A 16,081-nucleotide genomic window follows, 5' to 3' on the forward strand; every position below is an offset into this window, starting at 1 on the left:
CGCCAAGGCGTCACTCATCTGAAAGCACGACGCTTTGGTTTCCAGAGATCGCCTGGACCGCTGCTCCTCCCGCATTCCGCCCGGACCGCTTGGCGGCAAGCCGGACGGTTCTAAGGCCGAAATAGAGCGATGCCGTCGAGATCATGGTAGCGACGACGAAGACGGCGAACAGTGCCCCGTGCATTGTGGCGGCGCTTGCCTTCTCGTCGAAGCCCTGGAGGTTGGCGGTCAATCCGCAGATTGCTGCACCGATGGCGTAGCCGGCCGACTGCAGCGTCGGCAAAAATGCCGAGGTCTTGTCGCGTTCCCTATGCGGCGAAACATCCATCATCAATTGGCTGAGCGTCCCCCAGGAGACGCCGAAGCCGGCGCCAATCGCGATCTGGCTCGGAAAGACCAGCCGGAATTCGTCCATGGCGACCGCGATCGTCAGGCCGGCGAGTCCGAGGCTGAGAAGTGCCGGCCCCGTCTGGATCAGCTTCACGCGCAGATCATGCGAGCGCAGGCTCGCGACGAGAATTGCGGTCACGCTCCAGGAGATCGCCATCAGCGCACCGGAAAAGCCTGCGGCGGTCGGGCTGAAGTTCCACACATGCTGCAGACCATAGATGAGGTAGACGGAGCCGGACGCTTGCGCCAGCGGCATCAGCAGCACGACCCAAAGGCCGGTACCGAGCGGTTTTGTGAGGGCGAAGGCGCCGGCAGGCAAGATCGAATGCGCTGCCCGCCGGTCGGTGCCGACTGCAGCCCAGAGGATCGTCAGCGCCGTTGCCAATGCGGCGACCATCAACGGAACGCTTTTGGCCGTGGTTGAAACCGATATCAGCAATATGCCGGCACCGACGACGGTCAACCGCAGGAGCGGGATCGGGCGTGACTTGCCGACCGATATCTTTTGGGCCGGCACGATGGCGAGGACGAGGGCGACGAAGATTGCCGCGGCCGGGATGTTGACGCCGAAGGCGGCCCGCCAGGACCAATGTTCTGTGACGAAGCCGGAGACGAGCGGACCGCCGAAGGCGGCCATCGCCCAGACGATGGCTTCGGCTCCGAAGACCTTGGGCACCAGCCGCGGCGGAAAGAGCTCCGGGATCAGCGCGTAGCAGACCGCGGCGATGATACCCTCACCAAATCCCTGGAACACCCGACCCGCGAGCACCTGCGGCATGCTGCTTGCGGTCGTCGCGATCATGGTTCCGGCCACAAATACGATGGCGGCTGTAATCAGCGTGCCGCGGGCGCCGAACCTTGCCTTGAGATTGGCTGCAACCGCCCCGCCGAGAATCGCAAAGACGAGATAGAGCGTGACCGCCCAGGAAAGCAGCGTGGCGCCGCCGATGTCCGCGACAGCCGTTGGTAGTGCCGTCGCTATGAAAAACTCATTGAACGCAAAAAGTGCGACCCCAAGGCAGAGCGTCACCGTTGCCGCCAGATAGCCTGGCCGGAGCAGTTCGCTCCAGCGCCCGTCCTCTTGCGGCCCCGTGTCCAGGTCCGCCTTGATGTCGTGGTCTTTGGTCAAATCCATGCGCCTTGCTTTCTCATTGATATGCTGCAGGAGCAATTCTGATACGACCTCAACCGCAGTTGAGGTAAAGCGGTTTCTGCGAAACTTGCCGCCGGTTTCGTTCGTCTACAAGTTGCGAATAGAGTGTCGCCTTTGGTGGATGGTGGCGAAATATCTGGCTTTCGCGCTTCCGTTTCTGCTATAACGAGGGTTCGAAGTTTCGGACGGTTCCGGTGTTCGCGCGCCGGAGACCGTTTTCTTTTGCGTTGGCGCCGCCCCAAGGGCGGCGCCTCGTGCTTGATGAAGGACAATGAAATGGTCGAAAAAGTGCCGATGACACAGGGTGGATTCGTCAACCTGCAGGAGGAGCTGCGCTGGCGCCAGCAGGAAGAACGACCACGAATCATCGAGGCGATTGCCGAAGCCCGTGCACATGGCGACCTGTCGGAAAATGCCGAATACCATGCCGCCAAGGAGGCGCAGAGCCACAATGAGGGCCGCATCACCGAGCTCGAAGACTTGATCGCCCGCGCGGAAGTCATTGATCTCTCGAAGATGTCCGGCTCCAAGATCAAGTTTGGCGCCAAGGTCAAGCTCGTTGATGAAGACACCGACGAAGAAAAGACCTATCAGATCGTCGGTGACCAGGAAGCCGACGTGAAGGCTGGCCGCATCTCGATCTCGTCGCCGATCGCGCGTGCCCTGATCGGCAAGGAAGTCGGCGATTCCATCGAAGTGAACGCCCCCGGCGGCTCCAAGGCCTACGAAATTCTCGCGGTCAACTGGGGCTGATCAGCCCCAGCAGGGGCGAAGCCTCCCTTCGCCCCATTCTCTCTTTCCAAAAAGACGATCGTTGCTCGCGCAAGGAGTGCGCTTTCGTGGCCGATATCCGGAACGTCGAAGTCATCGCTCCCAATTTCAAGCGCCGCCTCTCGGGCGTGACGTCCACCATTATCCAGTTGATTCCGATCCAGCGCGCGCTCGGCGAAAAGATCGCGGTGCTCGGCCCGGGGCTGCCGGACACCCTGCCCTCGATCCGATTCCGCGATCTCCTGCGCTTGTGGAGCGCGCCGGATGGCCGGCCCTGCCGGGTCTGGCACGCGCGCCGCAACGTCGAGATGCTGCCGGCGATTGTGCTGCGCGATCTGCTCGGCATGAAGCTGAAGATCGTCTTCACGTCCGCCTCGCAGCGCCGCCACACCGGCTGGAGCAAGTTCCTGATTTCCAGGATGGACGCGGTGATCGCGACGAGCGGCAAGACCGCCGCCTATCTCGAAGTGCCGAACACGGTGATCTTGCACGGGATCGACACGAAACGCTTCCAGCCGCCCGTGGACGCGGCTGCTGTCAAGTCTGCGCTCGGCCTCGACCCCGCGCAGAAATATGTCGGCTGCTTCGGACGGGTTCGCAAGCAGAAGGGAACCGATCTCTTCGTCGACAGCATGATCGCGCTGCTGCCCTGCCGGCCGGGCTGGAGCGCCGTCGTCGCGGGGCGCGCGACCGGCCCGCATGTGGCGTTCGAGACCGAGCTGAAGGAACGTGTGGCAAAGGCCGGCCTGACGGACCGCATCCGTTTCGTCGGCGAGCACACCAACATTCCCGATTGGTATCGCGCGCTAGACCTCTTCGTCGCGCCGCAACGCTGGGAAGGTTTTGGCCTGACGCCGCTCGAGGCGATGGCAACCGGCGTACCGGTTGTCGCAACCGATGTCGGCGCGTTTTCGGAACTGGTCGTCGTCGGTGAGCAGGAAACCGGCACGATCATAGCCGCAAACGATCTGCAGGCGATGGTCGAGGCGACTGCCGGTTTCATGGACGATGATCGCCGCCGCGCCTTGGCAGGCGCCAATGGCCTGGGGCTGACCTGCGCGTCCTTTGCAATCGAAGGCGAGGCCCGTGCGATCAACGCCGTCTACGAGCGGTTGATGCGCTTCTGAGCGGCCGGCAACCGCATCCAGTAAATCAAAGTGCACAGCGACCTTTGCGCGTCTGATTAGACGCGCGGCGCTGTAGAGCGACCTCAGCGCTTCGAGGCGAAAAGCTTTAGATAGGCGTCGGTGATCGCCTGCTTCGAGAACTGGTTCATCAGCGTCTCGTGGCCGCGTGCGGCAAGGCGTTCGCCGAGCGACGTGTCGCTTGCGATCCTGTCGATCGCCTGGGCAAAGCCGTCGGCATCGCCGATATCAACCATCAAGCCGTTTTCGCCGTCGCGCATGAACCATTGCGGCCCTTCCGAACGGCTCGAAACAACAGGCGTGCCCTGGGCCCAGGCCTCGAGGATGACATTGCCGAGCGGCTCATGGCTCGATGCCATGACGAAAATGTCCGAAGCGGCGAGGAAGGGACGCGTATCCTTTTGCCAGCCCGCAAAGCGCACGCGCTTCGAGACGCCAAGATCGGCCGCCAGCTTCTCCAGGTTTCCACGTTCCTCGCCGTCGCCGACGAGCCAGAGGTAGGCGTCCGGCACCTTGGCGATCGCCTGGATCAGCGTGTGGAATCCCTTGCGCGGGACGAAGCGTCCCATCGACATGACGACGGGCGCGTTCTCCGGCGTATCAAGCGTCGCCCGGCTGACGGGGTCGACCCGCTCGGTACCGGTGAAGTTGGAGATGACCTCGACGTCGCGCGTCCAGCCGAGCTTGCGCACATGTTCGGCAATGCCGGGCGTGTTGCAGACGAGGCAATCGGTATTGCGGAAATAGTCGAGGCGCAGCGGATAGTCGCCGAGGCGCGAAATCTTGATGCAGCCCTTGTAGTTCGGCATGAGACGGCTCGCGCGCGGCATCCAGGCGAAGAGCGCGTCCGGCTTCTCGCGGCGCGCCATGCTGCTGACCTTCATCGGCAGGAGGATCCGGTCGAGCGACAGGTTGCGGAAATTGCTTTCGATGATGTGCGTCGCACCTTCGATATCCTTCCGCCAGATGCGCCCGGGCCGGATGACCGAGGTCTGCTCGACGCCGCGCTCGCCAAGCGCATTCACCAGATGAACGAAGAAGCGCTCTGCGCCGCCGTCCTTGCCGAAATGAAAGTGCATGATTTTCATGGGAACCTCACGGGCTGGTCTGGCGCCGATCCATGTCGTCATGGTTCGGACGGCGTTTCAGCGCGTGCCTCTGATAGATCTTGGCTGCGGTCAGGAAGGCGTAGACCGCCCCCGTCATCGCTTCGATGAAGCCCGGAAAGCCGCAGCGCCAAAGGCCGTTGCGGAAATAGAGCCGGTAGAAATAGAGCGGTGGGCTGAACAGCATCTTGTAGGGCCGCGCGGACTTGCCGGCGGCAAGCTGCTGGTCTGCCTTGAGCGTCGAGTACTTGTTTTCCTTGAGGATCTGCTCGTCGATAATCAGCGGCCGGTAGTGCAGCAGGCTGCCCTTGCGGGCGGCACCGACGGCACCATCCGGAACGATACCCTCATGGACCTTCTGGTTGAGGTCGTAGCGGCCCCTGCCCTGGCGGATCAGCCTGAGGTTCCGCCTTTCGTGCACGCGCTCGGGCGTGTAGCCGTAGCCGATCAGATAGGGCCTGCGGGCGACGCGCCAGCCGACTGTCTCCGCCGGTGCATCGAGCAACGATGGCAGCAGCGCCTTCAGCGGCCCGTCCAGGCGCTCGTCGGAATCGATGTTGAGGCACCACGGCTGCGTGCATTGATCGAGGGCGAACTGCTTCTGGCCGGCATAACCCCGCCACGGCTCATGCAGGAAGCGGATCGGCCAGCCCTTGTCGATATAGGATTGCACGAGTGCCGGCGTGCCGTCGGTCGAGCCGGAGTCGACGATGACGATTTCCGCGCATTGATCGAGGCTCTCGATGCAATTGCCGAGATAGGCTTCTTCGTTCTGGCAGATGATGAAGGCGGAAAGCGGAAGCTTGCTCATGGGCGGGCCTTAGATCTGAACGAGGCCGATATCCTTGACCTGGCGAATGGTCAGCATCGTGCGCACCGTGTCGACCCGTTCGTTGGCCGTCAGCACTTCGATGACGAAATCCTGGAAAGTTGTCAGGTTCTCGGCGACACAGTGCAGCAGGAAGTCGCTTTCGCCGGAAACTGTCCAGGCCTGGCGGACGATCTGCCATTCGGCCGTGGCGGCAGCGAAGGCCTTGAGATCCGCTTCCGACTGGCGCTTGAGGCCCACCATGCAGAAGGCGACGAGATCGAAGCCGAGAGCCGGTGCGTTCAGGAGCGCGTGATAGCCCTTGATGACGTCGGTTTCCTCGAGCTTGCGCACCCGCCGGAGACACGGCGGCGCAGAGATGCCGACCCGTTGGGCGAGATCGACATTGGTCATCCGGCCATCACGCTGGAGCTCGCGAAGGATCTTGAGATCGATTGCGTCGAGCTCGACTTGTTTCGTCATGAACGTTCGTCCTTTTTGCGTGGCGACTTTAAGCGCGAGGGCAAAGTCGAAAACTTTGTATTTGCTGATGGTTGGGCTGATCCAATGGCCTGCGATGTAGACTGGTCCCCTATCCCGGCGCAGCCGCGATCATCTCTGTCGAGATTTCCGGCAAGGCGCGCTCTCCAAGGGCGAGGCCGTCTCGAGTCGGTGCGTGGCCGAGCGCAGCGCCTTCACGATGGAACCAAGCACGGCCGGCATTCAACCCCATATGCTTCTCCAGCAAAGTGAATCCGCGTGAAATATCGCCAAACCCGCTGGACAACAAGCAGTCCCGCCGACTATTCGCGGGAAAATGGCACGGCCGATGCCGGTAGGACCGCAAAAATGGGGCCTCGACCGCCGCAAGCGGCATGGGCTTGGCCCGCTGCGGCGATCATTCGCCCGTCGCACCGCTCGCGGTGCGCGGTCCGGCAAAACGGATCGCACGGCCGAACCTGGTGCACAAACGCGTCATCTGGTGGCAAAACTAGGCTTGGCGCTCAAGCACTTGTGTGTATCAGGGCGGACGCCCTTGAAAGTCATGGCAGGGAATACCTAAACTATGGAACTATTTCCCATTGACGCAATGGAATCGGACGAGAGCGTTCCCTCTCCCCGTGAACGAAGGACAAGACTATGACTGCCCGTCACGTGAAAGTGCTGATCGTCGGCTCAGGCCCGGCTGGTTATACGGCCGCCATCTACACGGCGCGCGCCATGCTCGAGCCGGTGCTGATCGCCGGCCTGGAACAGGGCGGCCAGCTGATGATCACCACCGACGTGGAGAACTATCCGGGCTATGCCGATCCGGTTCAGGGGCCATGGATGATGGAGCAGATGCTGAAGCAGGCGACCCATGTCGGCGCCGAGATCGTCAACGATCTCGTGACCGATGTCGATCTGTCCGTGCGCCCGTTCCGCATCAAGACCGACAGCGGTAGCGAGTGGACGGCGGACGCGCTGATCATCGCAACCGGCGCCAAGGCCAAGTGGCTCGGCATCGAGACCGAACACACCTTCATGGGCTTCGGCGTCTCAGCCTGCGCCACCTGCGACGGTTTCTTCTACCGCAACAAGGACGTCATCGTCGTCGGCGGCGGCAACTCGGCCGTGGAAGAGGCGCTGTATCTGTCGAACCTCGCCAAGACCGTCACCGTCGTGCACCGCCGCGATTCCTTCCGTGCCGAGAAGATCCTGCAGGAGCGCCTGTTCGCCAAGCCGAATGTCAAGGTGATTTGGGACCACGAGGTCATCGAGTACCTGGGTACTCCGGCGAAGCCGCCGATGCCTGCTTCGGTCAACGGCGTGAAGCTGCGCAACACGAAGACCGGCGAGACCTCGGACATGGTCACCGACGGCGTCTTCGTCGCGATCGGCCACGCGCCGGCGGTCGAACTTTTCAAAGGCAAGCTTCGGCAAAAGTCCAACGGCTATCTGTGGACCGCGCCCGATTCGACGGCGACCGACGTACCCGGCGTTTTTGCCGCAGGCGACGTGACGGACGACATCTACCGTCAGGCGGTGACGGCGGCCGGCATGGGCTGCATGGCAGCGCTCGAGACCGAGAAATACCTGGCGGGTCATATGCCCGTCGCAATTGCAGCCGAATAGAAGCTGCGAATCGGGGCGGGTGTCCTGAGGCACCTCCCCGTGTGGGAACAGACGCATCAGCCACATCCGGGAGACAGGACCCCGTCTCCCGGCGTGGTTTCATATGGGGGACTTCATGTCGCTGGACTGGGACAAACTGCGCATTTTTCACGCGGCGGCCGAAGCTGGGTCGTTCACGCATGCGGCAGACAAGCTCCATCTCTCGCAATCGGCGATCAGCCGGCAGGTGAGTTCGCTTGAACAGGACGTCGGCATCAAGCTGTTCCACCGCCATGCGCGCGGCCTGATCCTCACCGAACAGGGCGAGATCCTCTACCGCACCGCGCACGAAGTGCTGATGAAGCTCGAAAGCGTCAAGATTCAGCTCAGCGAGACCACCGACAAGCCGAGCGGCAAGCTGCGCATCACCACGACCGTCGGTCTCGGCCAGGGCTGGCTCACGGACAAGATCCAGGAATTCATGTCGCTGCATCCGGACGTGCAGGTCCAGCTCATTCTCGACAACGAAGAGCTCGACGTGAACATGCGCCATGCGGACTGCGCCATTCGCCTGCGTCAGCCGCAGCAGTCGGACCTCATTCAGCGCAAGCTGTTCACGGTGCATATGCACGTCTACGCCGCGCCGTCCTACATCAACAAGTATGGTGAACCGCAGTCGATCAACGATCTCGACAATCACCGTATCATCACCTTCGGCGAACCGGCGCCGAACTATCTGCTCGACGTGAACTGGCTCGAGATCGCTGGCCGCGATTCCGACAATCCGCGCGTGTCGCACCTGCAGATCAACAGCCAGACCTCGATCAAGCGCGCCTGCCTGCTGGGCATCGGCATCGCCATGCTGCCGGACTATATCGTCGGCCGCGACCCTGGCCTCATCCAGCTTCCGATCAGTGCCGACATCCCGTCGTTCGATACCTATTTCTGCTATCCCGACGAGATGAAGAACGCTGCGAAGCTCAAGGTCTTCCGCGATTACATCGTCGCCAAGGCGCGGAACTGGAACTTCTGACGCGGGCCTGGCAAATGCTCCTTTTGTGAGCATTTCCTGGATTCGTTCATAACTGACTGTTTCTGATGTGATATTTTGAATGCGCCCTCTGTTTTTTGTGGCGCATTTTTATTGTGCGCTGCAAAAATGTGCAGGGATGCGCACATGGCATGGCTGTCATGCATATTAAATGATTGTTGCCCGCCCAAAAAAGCAGCATACCAAACTCAGCTGATGCATCTTTGGTGGCTTCTCCTCCCAGTGCCACCGCAGCAGCTGTTCCCCTCTGGAGGTTTAAATTACCTTCACAACTTATAAGGGCCCAAGTCATCTTGTGGCCCTCTTTTTTTGTCTACTGTTAGATACGGGCGAACCGTGATGAAAATCACAGCCGGCTATTGAAAGCCGATACTTCGCTTCCCATATTAAAACGTAGCTGATGCATTCTTGGTGGCTTCTCCTCCCCGCCACCGCATTAGCTGTTCCCCTCTGGAGGTTCTCATTACCTTCACAACTACAAGGGCCCAAGTTTCTTGAGGCCCTTTTTTTTGCCCTCGCGGTGCTCACGGCCTTGTGATTTGAATATCGTGCTTTCACGATACATCTATCGATAAAACTCGATATGGCGATATACAATGGACCGAGACGAGATATTGAAAGCGCTTGCCCATCCAGTGCGGGTGAACATCCTCGCCTGGCTGAAAGAGCCGCAGCTCCATTTCCCGACGCAGGAGCATCCGTTCGATCTCGGCGTATGCGCCGGTCAGTTCGAACGCTGCGGCCTGTCGCAGTCGACCGTTTCCTCGCACCTTGCGGTACTTCAGCGCGCCGGCCTCGTGACAACGCGCCGGGTCGGCCAGTGGATCTTCTACCGTCGTGACGAAGAGGCGATCGCCGCCTTCCTCAAGAGCATCGGCGACCTCTGAACCGCAAGACCTCCCAAGCAGACCTCCCATACAAACCTCCATGAAAGGACCTCCCATGGCCTCGCTTTTCGACCCCATCACCATCGGCGACATCCCGCTGAAGAACCGCATCGTCATGGCCCCGCTGACGCGCAATCGTTCTCCCGGCGCCGTACCGAACACATTGAACGTCACCTATTATGAGCAGCGTGCAACGGCCGGCTTGCTGATTACCGAGGGAACGGCCATCACACAGCAGGGCCAGGGCTATGCCGACGTGCCCGGCCTCTATACGCCGGAGGCGCTGGAAGGCTGGCGCAAGGTGACGGATGCGGTGCATGCGAAGGGTGGCCGGATCGTCGTGCAGATGTGGCATGTCGGCCGTATTTCGCACCACTCGCTGCAGCCGAACGGTCTCAAGCCGGTTGCGCCGTCCGCAATCCGCGCCAAATCCAAGACCTATCTGATCAATCCGGATGGCACCGGCTCCTTTGCCGAAACCTCCGAACCGCACGCGCTGGAAGTTGCCGAGATCGAAGGTATCGTCGAGGATTACCGCAAGGCTGCGCGCGCCGCAATCGATGCCGGCTTCGATGGCATCGAGATCCATGCGGCCAACGGCTATCTCATCGATCAGTTCCTGCGTTCCGGATCGAACCATCGGGCGGATTCGTACGGCGGTTCGATCGAGAACCGGGCTCGCTTCCTGTTTGAGGTCATGGATGCCGTGACGAAGGAAATCGGCGCTGGCCGCGTCGGCATCCGTCTGTCGCCGGTAACACCCGCCAACGATGCCTTCGATCCAGAACCGCAGCCGGTGTTCGGCTATGTCGTCGAGAACCTCGCCCGTTATCCCCTCGCCTACATCCACATCATCGAGGGCGCGACGGGCGGCCCGCGCGACCACCAGCAGGGCGACCGGCCGTTCGACTATGACGCGCTGCGTTCCGCCTATGTGACGGCCGGCGGCAAGGCTGCCTGGATGACGAACAACGGCTACGACAAGGCGCTGGCGGCGAAGACGGTCAGGGACGGCGAAGCCGATCTCGTCGCTTTCGGCAAGTCGTTCATCGCCAATCCGGATCTCGTCGAGCGGCTGAAGCGCGACGCGCCACTCAACACGCCGGACCAGGCGACCTTCTATGGGGGCGGCGCCAAGGGCTACACCGACTATCCGGCCCTTGAACAGGTCGCCTGACGCTCCCACATGGCCCATGCCCCGTCACCTCGGCGGGGCATTTGTCCCCTGGGAACCCCTTATGTTTTCTTCATATTTTGAAAAATGGTCATTGCAGCCGGACGGCGAAATCATTGTCACGCCCTCCAGCCATCTTCATCCCGTTCGCTATCGCAAGCAATCGGCGATGCTGAAGGTCGCGCAGGACCCCGAAGAAAAGTTCGGTCGCCTGCCGATGCTCTACTGGAACGGGCAAGGCGCCGCAAAGGTCTATGAATCCGACGGCGATGCCGTGCTGATGGAGCGCACGGATAGCCAGCGCAACCTGTTCCACATGGCAATGACGGGAAGCGATCAAGACGGGACGCGCATCATCTGCCGCACGGTTGCGGAACTGCATGCACCGCGTTCGACGCCCGTTCCGCAGGATCTCGTCCCGCTCGACAAATGGTTCGCCTCGCTGGAGGCGGCCGCCCCAGCGCAAGGCGGCCTGTTTGCGCGTGCGCTCGAGGCGGCGAAGGGCCTGTTTGCCGAGCCGGAACCGCCCGTCGTGCTGCATGGCGACGTGCACCACGCCAACATCCTCGATTTCGGCGACCGCGGCTGGCTGGCGATCGATCCGAAGCGGGTATTCGGCGATCGCGGCTACGACTATGCCAACCTGTTCTGCAATCCGGAGCTGCCTTTGGTCACCGCTCCTGGCCGGCTGCAGCAGCATCTGCCGATTGTCGCCGAGGAGACGGGTCTTCACCCGCGCCGCATCCTCAATTGGGTGCTGGCCTATGCCGGGCTCTCCGCTGCCTGGTTCCTGGAGGACGGTGACGACTTCGGCGTGGAGAGCGATCTGACCATGGCCGAGATCGCAATCGCCGAGCTCGATCGTTAAGCTCAGCCGGTCCTCAACAGGATGACCGCATAAAGACAGCACTCGCTGCCGGCGTTGCGGAAGACGCAATCCTGCGGCGGGCCGAGCTCCAGGCAATCCCCCTCGCCAAGAACATGGGTCTCATGGCCTTCCATAAAGGTGAGGCTGCCTTGTTTCACCCATATCCATCGACGATGAAGCGCATAGGCGGATGCCGGGATCGGCACCTCGGCGCCTGCCGGAAGCTCGACTTCGACAAGTTCGAGCGGCATGTCCGACATCGGTGAAACGTGGCGCCGAAGATATCCCGTTTGCGGATCGCGCCACACCGATTGATCCTGCCGTCGCGATAGCCGGCTGTGGCTCATCTCCGCGCGCGCGATCAGGCTGGACATGGTCAGGCCGAACGCGCCCGCAAGCTTTGCGAGCAATGTCGCCGTCGGGCTGCTGTCGCCCCGCTCGACCTTGTGGATCATTGCGCGCGAGACACCGGAGCGCTCTGAAAGTTCGCTCAGCGACCAGCCGCGTGCTTCCCTTTCGAGACGAATTCGTTCACTGAGCCGTTGATCCAGGCTGTCTACTTTAGTATTCATATTATAGTCATATAGTGGACGAATGCGAGGAGCAAGCATGCTGATCAGGGCGGCCATCCAAGACGATCTGCCAGCCATCTGCGAGATCTACAACGACGCGGTGGCGAACACGACGGCGATCTGGAACGAGACCCTGGTCGATGTCGCCAATCGGGGCGCCTGGCTGAAAGCCCGTGCGGACGCAGGTTATCCGGTGCTGGTCGCCGTTTCCGACGAGGGAGATATCGTCGGCTATGCCTCCTTCGGCGATTGGCGCCTCTTCGATGGCTATCGCCACACGGTGGAGCATTCGGTCTACGTTCATAAGGATCGTCGCGGTGGTGGCGTCGGCCGCAAACTCATGGTCGCGCTGATCGCCGAAGCGGAACGGCTGGGCAAGCACGTGATGATTGCAGGCATCGAATCGGAAAACACGGCCTCGATCCGCCTTCACGCCCAACTGGGCTTTGTCGATACCGGCCGCATGCGCGAGGTCGGCACGAAATTCGGCCGCTGGCTCGATCTCACATTCATGCAACTGGTGCTTCGGACGGGCTCGCCACGCTAGGCCCCGGCATCCGCTTCGACAATGGCCGTTTGTAGAGGCGATCGGAGATGCTATGAACGCACAAGGACTGTTTCTGGAACGCAGCAACGTGAGTCTTCGGCGGAAGGTGAGATCGGTCGCTTGGTCATGGGTCGCGAGAGCGGCGCTGGCGCTGCTTGTCAGCGCACCCGCATTTGTAGCGGGATCGGCGGCTGCTCGTATCGATGACCTCGCCCCTCGCCCGAAATGCGTCTATTCGGGTCGATCGGCCAAAGATCCCGCGCAGGCACTCTGCATCAGCAAGGAGAATTTCGCCCGCGACGTCTGCGGCGTGATCGACCATTACGCGACGGCGAACGACCTGCCTTCGGCCTTCTTTGCCCGCCTGATCTGGCGCGAAAGCCTGTTCCGGCCAAATGCGGTCAGCCCCAAGGGCGCCGAAGGGATCGCGCAGTTCATGCCGGGAACGGCGAAGTTGCGGGGGCTCAACAACAGCTTCGATGTGGTCGAGGCGCTGGGAAAATCGGCGGAATATCTGAACGAGCTCAAGTCGCGCTATGGCAATCTCGGTTTTGCCGCCGCTGCCTACAATGCCGGAGAAAACGGGCTGGAGCGGTTCCTCGAGGTCGATTGGCTGCCGGCCGAAACCCGCAACTACGTGCTCGCGATCACCGCCTACAGCGTCGAGGACTGGCGCGACAATCCGCCGAAGATCCTCGACCTGACGCTCGACAAGAACAAGACCTTCCTCGATGGCTGCGTGGCGCTCGCCAGCACCCGCAACCTTCGCGACATAGAAGTGATCGACGAAGCCGAATGGGCGCCCTGGGGCGTGCAACTCGCCGCGCATTTCCAAAAGTCGGTAGCGCAGCGCCTGTTCGTGAGTGCTGTCAAGCGCCTGCCGGAATCGATCCGCAGCGAGAAGCCTTTGTTGCTCAGGGAGCGCAATGCCAGCTTTGGCCTCAGGATCCGCTACGCCGCGCGCATCGGCCGCGAGACCCAGGCGGAAGCGAACAAGCTCTGCACCACCATCCGCAAGAGCGGCGGCGCATGCCTCGTCTTCAAGAACTGATCACGCGCGAACGCGGTCGCCGGCGCTCGTGCGTGCGGCTACCTCTGCCGGCAGGCAGCCAAGCCCCCTGAGCGTCGTCGCCACCGCCTCGTCGATCGGCGTGTGCGGCTCTTCACCGAGAACGGCAAGCAGCCGATCGTTCGGCATCTTCAGCGGTTCACGCCAAACGTAGCGCATCTTGCGCAATTCCCTGAAGAGCGGGACGAAGGGCGAGGCAAGGCCGATCAGCCACCAGGGGAAGGCCCGCACCGGCAGCTCCGGCTTACCGACGGCACGGCGGATCGCCGTCACCATCTCTGTGCCGTTGCGGTCGAGAAAGCCGCGCATGTGATAGACGGCAAAGCGCGGCAGTTTCTCGGCACGCTCGACGAGACGGATCATGGTTTCCGCTACGTCGGGCAGATAGGCCCACTGGTGCGAAGTGCCTTCGCGGCCGGGATAGGAAATCGCCGTCAGCGGTTTTCCGGGCTTTACCAGCCCTTGCGAGAACCAGTTGTTCGCGGCTCCCGGGCCGAAGAAGTCGCCTGCCCTGACTATGATGACGCCGACGCCTGCCTCGGACGCATCCTTCAGCCGACGCTCCATTTCCTTGCGGATTGTGCCCTTGTCCGTCTCCGGGTTCTGCGGCGCGTCCTCCGTCAGAATGGGAAAGGCATCGCGGCCGAAATTGTAGATCGTTCCCGGCAGCAGGATGCGCGCCCCTGTGGCCCTGGCTGCAGCGATGGTGCTGTCGAGCATCGGCAGCACCAGGGTGCCCCAGTTGCGGTAGCCGGGCGGATTGACGGCGTGCACGATCAGATCGACCCCTTCCGCCGCGGCGCGGACGTCCTGCGGGCTCATGGCATCGCCCTGCCGCCAGCAGAATGCCGGCTCCGCCCGTGCCGCCTTTTTGGCGTTTCGGTTCAAGGCGCGCACCTGCCAGCCGCGCTTGTCGAGCCCGCGCGCGACGGCGCTGCCAATACCGCCCGTCGCCCCGAGTACCAGTGCGACCTTTGCTCTTTCCTGCGTTGCGATCATGTCACGCTCCATCCAGTTCGATGAACAGAGGATCACGCATCATGAAGCTAAACGGAATTGCCGAAAATCTTTGAGCGGATATACTGAAATGCATGAGCAAGCCGGATTTGAGCTGGGATTTCTACAGAAGCTTTCTCGCGGTGTTGCGGGAGGGATCGCTGTCCGCGGCCGCCCGCGAGCTCGGCCTGACGCAGCCGACCATCGGCCGGCACATAGACGCGATGGAAGCATCCCTTGGCTATCCGCTCTTCGTGCGGTCTCCGCACGGCCTGCTGCCGACCGATGCCGCGCTGGCGCTCAGGCCCTATGCCGAGACGCTCTCCGCGACATCGGCGGCGCTCTTGCGGGCCGCGTCCAGCCAGCGTGATGCCGTCAGCGGCACGGTGCGCATCAGCGCCAGCGAAGTCATCGGCATCGAGGTCCTGCCGCCGATCCTGGCGCAACTGCACGAGGCCTATCCGGAGCTGACGATCGAACTCTCCGCCTCTGACACGGTCGAAGACCTGTTGCGCCAGGAAGCGGATATCGCGGTGCGCATGGTCGCGCCGGCGCAGGATGCCTTGATCGCCCGCCGCCTCGGCGCCGTCCCTATCAGCTTTCACGCCCACCGCCGTTACATCGCGCGGCGCGGCATGCCTCAGGCACTGACCGACCTCGCCGATCACAGCCTGATCGGCTACGACCGGGAAACCGCGGCAATCCGGGCGATCATCGCGCGCTCGTCCGAACTGCCGGCGGCACGCTTTGCGCTGAAGGCCGACAGCAACCTTGCCCAATTGGCCGCGATCCGCGCCGGCTTCGGCATCGGCATTTGCCAGAACGGGCTGGCGGCGCGCGACCCCGACCTTCTCCCGGTGCTGCCTAGCCTCTTCGAGATGAAGCTCGATACCTGGCTGGCGATGCACGAGAACCTGAAGTCGGCACCGCGCTGCCGCGTCACGTTCGACGCACTGGCCAAGGGGCTGCGCGACTACATTCGCGGAGCGGCACCCGCGGCAGAGGACAGCGACGCTCCCACCTGGCGCGGCGACTATCCATCAAGCAGCGTCGTGCCGTAGGAATTGTCGATGACGCAGAGCCATTTGCCGGCCTCCGTCTTGCGGAATACGTAGGTTGCCCGCCTGACGGTGGAGACATCGACCCCATCGGCGTCCACCGTGTCGAGCACGGTTTCCATGATGACGAGCGCGGTGTCGCCGCCTTCGATCACCTTCATCTCGCCCTGGCGAACCTTCAACTGATTCTTGAAATGGGCGGCGATCGCCATGAACGCTTTTCTGATCTGGGTCTTTCCGGTCGCATTGAGACCCGGCTTGACGACCAGCGTCGCGTCGTCGGCATAAAAGTCCATGAGGCTCTCGAAGTCCTCCGCCGTGATCGCACGGTCGGCAGCCTGGATAAGCTGTTTCAGCTCGTGGTCTGACATTTCCGTCTCCTGGAAGCCCAA

General features: G+C 62.1%; 18 protein-coding genes. 10 read left to right on the forward strand and 8 right to left on the reverse strand.

What is annotated here, in order from left to right; genetic code table 11:
• Window positions 1-10: 10 nt before the first annotated feature.
• Window positions 11-1,525 carry an MFS transporter gene (locus ACQ5BM_RS20720; RefSeq protein ID WP_429815287.1) on the reverse strand — a complete coding sequence of 505 codons (1,515 nt, stop codon included), beginning with the start codon at window positions 1,523-1,525 and terminating at the stop codon, window positions 11-13.
• Window positions 1,526-1,819: 294 nt separating this feature from the next.
• On the opposite strand from ACQ5BM_RS20720, the gene greA reads away from it, so the two are divergent.
• Together greA and ACQ5BM_RS20730 are read left to right on the forward strand one after the other, a co-directional pair.
• Window positions 1,820-2,296 (forward strand): transcription elongation factor GreA, encoded by a 477-nt coding sequence (gene greA, locus ACQ5BM_RS20725; protein ID WP_077961205.1) that lies wholly within the window; start codon window positions 1,820-1,822, stop codon window positions 2,294-2,296.
• Window positions 2,297-2,382: 86 nt separating this feature from the next.
• On the forward strand, window positions 2,383-3,441 hold the full coding sequence (locus ACQ5BM_RS20730) for a glycosyltransferase family 4 protein (protein ID WP_429815291.1): 1,059 nt from the start codon (window positions 2,383-2,385) through the stop codon (window positions 3,439-3,441).
• Between the two features lie 83 nt (window positions 3,442-3,524).
• Here ACQ5BM_RS20730 and ACQ5BM_RS20735 read toward each other — a convergent pair whose 3' ends face one another.
• The 3 genes from ACQ5BM_RS20735 to ACQ5BM_RS20745 are packed head-to-tail and all read right to left on the reverse strand — an operon-like array spanning window position 3,525 to window position 5,856.
• The gene (locus ACQ5BM_RS20735; RefSeq protein ID WP_429815293.1) at window positions 3,525-4,547 is read right to left on the reverse strand and encodes a glycosyltransferase; all 1,023 of its coding nucleotides are present in this window, start codon (window positions 4,545-4,547) and stop codon (window positions 3,525-3,527) included.
• Between the two features lie 7 nt (window positions 4,548-4,554).
• Window positions 4,555-5,376, reverse strand: coding sequence for a glycosyltransferase family 2 protein (locus ACQ5BM_RS20740; protein WP_429815295.1), 822 nt, complete (start codon window positions 5,374-5,376; stop codon window positions 4,555-4,557).
• Window positions 5,377-5,385: 9 nt separating this feature from the next.
• On the reverse strand, window positions 5,386-5,856 hold the full coding sequence (locus ACQ5BM_RS20745) for an Lrp/AsnC family transcriptional regulator (protein ID WP_429815298.1): 471 nt from the start codon (window positions 5,854-5,856) through the stop codon (window positions 5,386-5,388).
• 657 nt (window positions 5,857-6,513) lie between these two features.
• Between ACQ5BM_RS20745 and trxB the strand changes: the two genes are divergently transcribed.
• A complete protein-coding gene (gene trxB / locus ACQ5BM_RS20750; RefSeq protein WP_429815301.1) occupies window positions 6,514-7,488 on the forward strand; it encodes a thioredoxin-disulfide reductase in 975 nt (324 codons plus the stop codon).
• 115 nt (window positions 7,489-7,603) lie between these two features.
• Window positions 7,604-8,500 carry a LysR family transcriptional regulator VtlR gene (locus ACQ5BM_RS20755; protein ID WP_173518131.1) on the forward strand — a complete coding sequence of 299 codons (897 nt, stop codon included), beginning with the start codon at window positions 7,604-7,606 and terminating at the stop codon, window positions 8,498-8,500.
• A gap of 46 nt (window positions 8,501-8,546) precedes the next feature.
• On the opposite strand, the gene ACQ5BM_RS20760 is transcribed toward ACQ5BM_RS20755, so the two are convergent.
• Window positions 8,547-8,810, reverse strand: a complete 264-nt coding sequence (locus ACQ5BM_RS20760) for a hypothetical protein (protein ID WP_429815305.1) — start codon at window positions 8,808-8,810, stop codon at window positions 8,547-8,549.
• A gap of 304 nt (window positions 8,811-9,114) precedes the next feature.
• On the opposite strand from ACQ5BM_RS20760, the gene ACQ5BM_RS20765 reads away from it, so the two are divergent.
• The 3 genes from ACQ5BM_RS20765 to ACQ5BM_RS20775 all read left to right on the forward strand — a co-directional run bounded on the left by ACQ5BM_RS20765 (window position 9,115) and on the right by ACQ5BM_RS20775 (window position 11,447).
• Window positions 9,115-9,405 carry an ArsR/SmtB family transcription factor gene (locus ACQ5BM_RS20765; protein ID WP_429815308.1) on the forward strand — a complete coding sequence of 97 codons (291 nt, stop codon included), beginning with the start codon at window positions 9,115-9,117 and terminating at the stop codon, window positions 9,403-9,405.
• 55 nt (window positions 9,406-9,460) lie between these two features.
• Complete coding sequence (locus ACQ5BM_RS20770) at window positions 9,461-10,582, forward strand: alkene reductase (protein WP_429815310.1); 1,122 nt, start codon at window positions 9,461-9,463, stop codon at window positions 10,580-10,582.
• Between the two features lie 61 nt (window positions 10,583-10,643).
• Window positions 10,644-11,447, forward strand: a complete 804-nt coding sequence (locus ACQ5BM_RS20775; RefSeq protein WP_429815312.1) for an aminoglycoside phosphotransferase family protein — start codon at window positions 10,644-10,646, stop codon at window positions 11,445-11,447.
• 2 nt (window positions 11,448-11,449) lie between these two features.
• On the opposite strand, the gene ACQ5BM_RS20780 is transcribed toward ACQ5BM_RS20775, so the two are convergent.
• Window positions 11,450-12,019 carry a helix-turn-helix domain-containing protein gene (locus tag ACQ5BM_RS20780; protein ID WP_429815943.1) on the reverse strand — a complete coding sequence of 190 codons (570 nt, stop codon included), beginning with the start codon at window positions 12,017-12,019 and terminating at the stop codon, window positions 11,450-11,452.
• A 37-nt stretch (window positions 12,020-12,056) separates the two neighbouring features.
• On the opposite strand from ACQ5BM_RS20780, the gene ACQ5BM_RS20785 reads away from it, so the two are divergent.
• Together ACQ5BM_RS20785 and ACQ5BM_RS20790 are read left to right on the forward strand one after the other, a co-directional pair.
• On the forward strand, window positions 12,057-12,566 hold the full coding sequence (locus tag ACQ5BM_RS20785) for an N-acetyltransferase family protein (RefSeq protein ID WP_429815314.1): 510 nt from the start codon (window positions 12,057-12,059) through the stop codon (window positions 12,564-12,566).
• 52 nt (window positions 12,567-12,618) lie between these two features.
• Window positions 12,619-13,617: a lytic transglycosylase domain-containing protein gene (locus tag ACQ5BM_RS20790; RefSeq protein ID WP_429815317.1), complete on the forward strand. Its 999-nt coding sequence runs from the start codon at window positions 12,619-12,621 to the stop codon at window positions 13,615-13,617.
• On the opposite strand, the gene ACQ5BM_RS20795 is transcribed toward ACQ5BM_RS20790, so the two are convergent.
• Entirely contained in the window at window positions 13,618-14,634 is a 1,017-nt protein-coding gene (locus tag ACQ5BM_RS20795; protein ID WP_429815320.1) for an SDR family NAD(P)-dependent oxidoreductase, read from the reverse strand.
• Window positions 14,635-14,726: 92 nt separating this feature from the next.
• On the opposite strand from ACQ5BM_RS20795, the gene ACQ5BM_RS20800 reads away from it, so the two are divergent.
• A complete protein-coding gene (locus ACQ5BM_RS20800) occupies window positions 14,727-15,692 on the forward strand; it encodes a LysR family transcriptional regulator (protein ID WP_429815323.1) in 966 nt (321 codons plus the stop codon).
• Here the strand turns inward: ACQ5BM_RS20800 and ACQ5BM_RS20805 are convergent.
• Window positions 15,665-16,060 carry a YybH family protein gene (locus ACQ5BM_RS20805; protein ID WP_429815325.1) on the reverse strand — a complete coding sequence of 132 codons (396 nt, stop codon included), beginning with the start codon at window positions 16,058-16,060 and terminating at the stop codon, window positions 15,665-15,667. The two genes, ACQ5BM_RS20800 and ACQ5BM_RS20805, sit on opposite strands and share 28 nt — an antisense overlap.
• Window positions 16,061-16,081: the final 21 nt, after the last annotated feature.

It is taken from the genome of Ensifer sp. B1-9 (assembly GCF_050474445.1).
Classification (GTDB): domain Bacteria; phylum Pseudomonadota; class Alphaproteobacteria; order Rhizobiales; family Rhizobiaceae; genus Ensifer.

Excerpts from the sequence above, each read along its gene's own strand:
- ACQ5BM_RS20720 (WP_429815287.1), bottom strand. The coding sequence starts at position 1,525 with ATGGATTTGACCAAAGACCACGACATCAAGGCGGACCTGGACACGGGG.
- greA (WP_077961205.1), top strand. The coding sequence starts at position 1,820 with ATGGTCGAAAAAGTGCCGATGACACAGGGTGGATTCGTCAACCTGCAG.
- ACQ5BM_RS20735 (WP_429815293.1), bottom strand. The coding sequence starts at position 4,547 with ATGAAAATCATGCACTTTCATTTCGGCAAGGACGGCGGCGCAGAGCGC.
- ACQ5BM_RS20740 (WP_429815295.1), bottom strand. The coding sequence starts at position 5,376 with ATGAGCAAGCTTCCGCTTTCCGCCTTCATCATCTGCCAGAACGAAGAA.
- ACQ5BM_RS20745 (WP_429815298.1), bottom strand. The coding sequence starts at position 5,856 with ATGACGAAACAAGTCGAGCTCGACGCAATCGATCTCAAGATCCTTCGC.
- trxB (WP_429815301.1), top strand. The coding sequence starts at position 6,514 with ATGACTGCCCGTCACGTGAAAGTGCTGATCGTCGGCTCAGGCCCGGCT.
- ACQ5BM_RS20755 (WP_173518131.1), top strand. The coding sequence starts at position 7,604 with ATGTCGCTGGACTGGGACAAACTGCGCATTTTTCACGCGGCGGCCGAA.
- ACQ5BM_RS20760 (WP_429815305.1), bottom strand. The coding sequence starts at position 8,810 with ATGACTTGGGCCCTTATAAGTTGTGAAGGTAATTTAAACCTCCAGAGG.
- ACQ5BM_RS20765 (WP_429815308.1), top strand. The coding sequence starts at position 9,115 with ATGGACCGAGACGAGATATTGAAAGCGCTTGCCCATCCAGTGCGGGTG.
- ACQ5BM_RS20770 (WP_429815310.1), top strand. The coding sequence starts at position 9,461 with ATGGCCTCGCTTTTCGACCCCATCACCATCGGCGACATCCCGCTGAAG.
- ACQ5BM_RS20775 (WP_429815312.1), top strand. The coding sequence starts at position 10,644 with ATGTTTTCTTCATATTTTGAAAAATGGTCATTGCAGCCGGACGGCGAA.
- ACQ5BM_RS20780 (WP_429815943.1), bottom strand. The coding sequence starts at position 12,019 with ATGAATACTAAAGTAGACAGCCTGGATCAACGGCTCAGTGAACGAATT.
- ACQ5BM_RS20785 (WP_429815314.1), top strand. The coding sequence starts at position 12,057 with ATGCTGATCAGGGCGGCCATCCAAGACGATCTGCCAGCCATCTGCGAG.
- ACQ5BM_RS20790 (WP_429815317.1), top strand. The coding sequence starts at position 12,619 with ATGAACGCACAAGGACTGTTTCTGGAACGCAGCAACGTGAGTCTTCGG.
- ACQ5BM_RS20795 (WP_429815320.1), bottom strand. The coding sequence starts at position 14,634 with ATGATCGCAACGCAGGAAAGAGCAAAGGTCGCACTGGTACTCGGGGCG.
- ACQ5BM_RS20800 (WP_429815323.1), top strand. The coding sequence starts at position 14,727 with ATGAGCAAGCCGGATTTGAGCTGGGATTTCTACAGAAGCTTTCTCGCG.
- ACQ5BM_RS20805 (WP_429815325.1), bottom strand. The coding sequence starts at position 16,060 with ATGTCAGACCACGAGCTGAAACAGCTTATCCAGGCTGCCGACCGTGCG.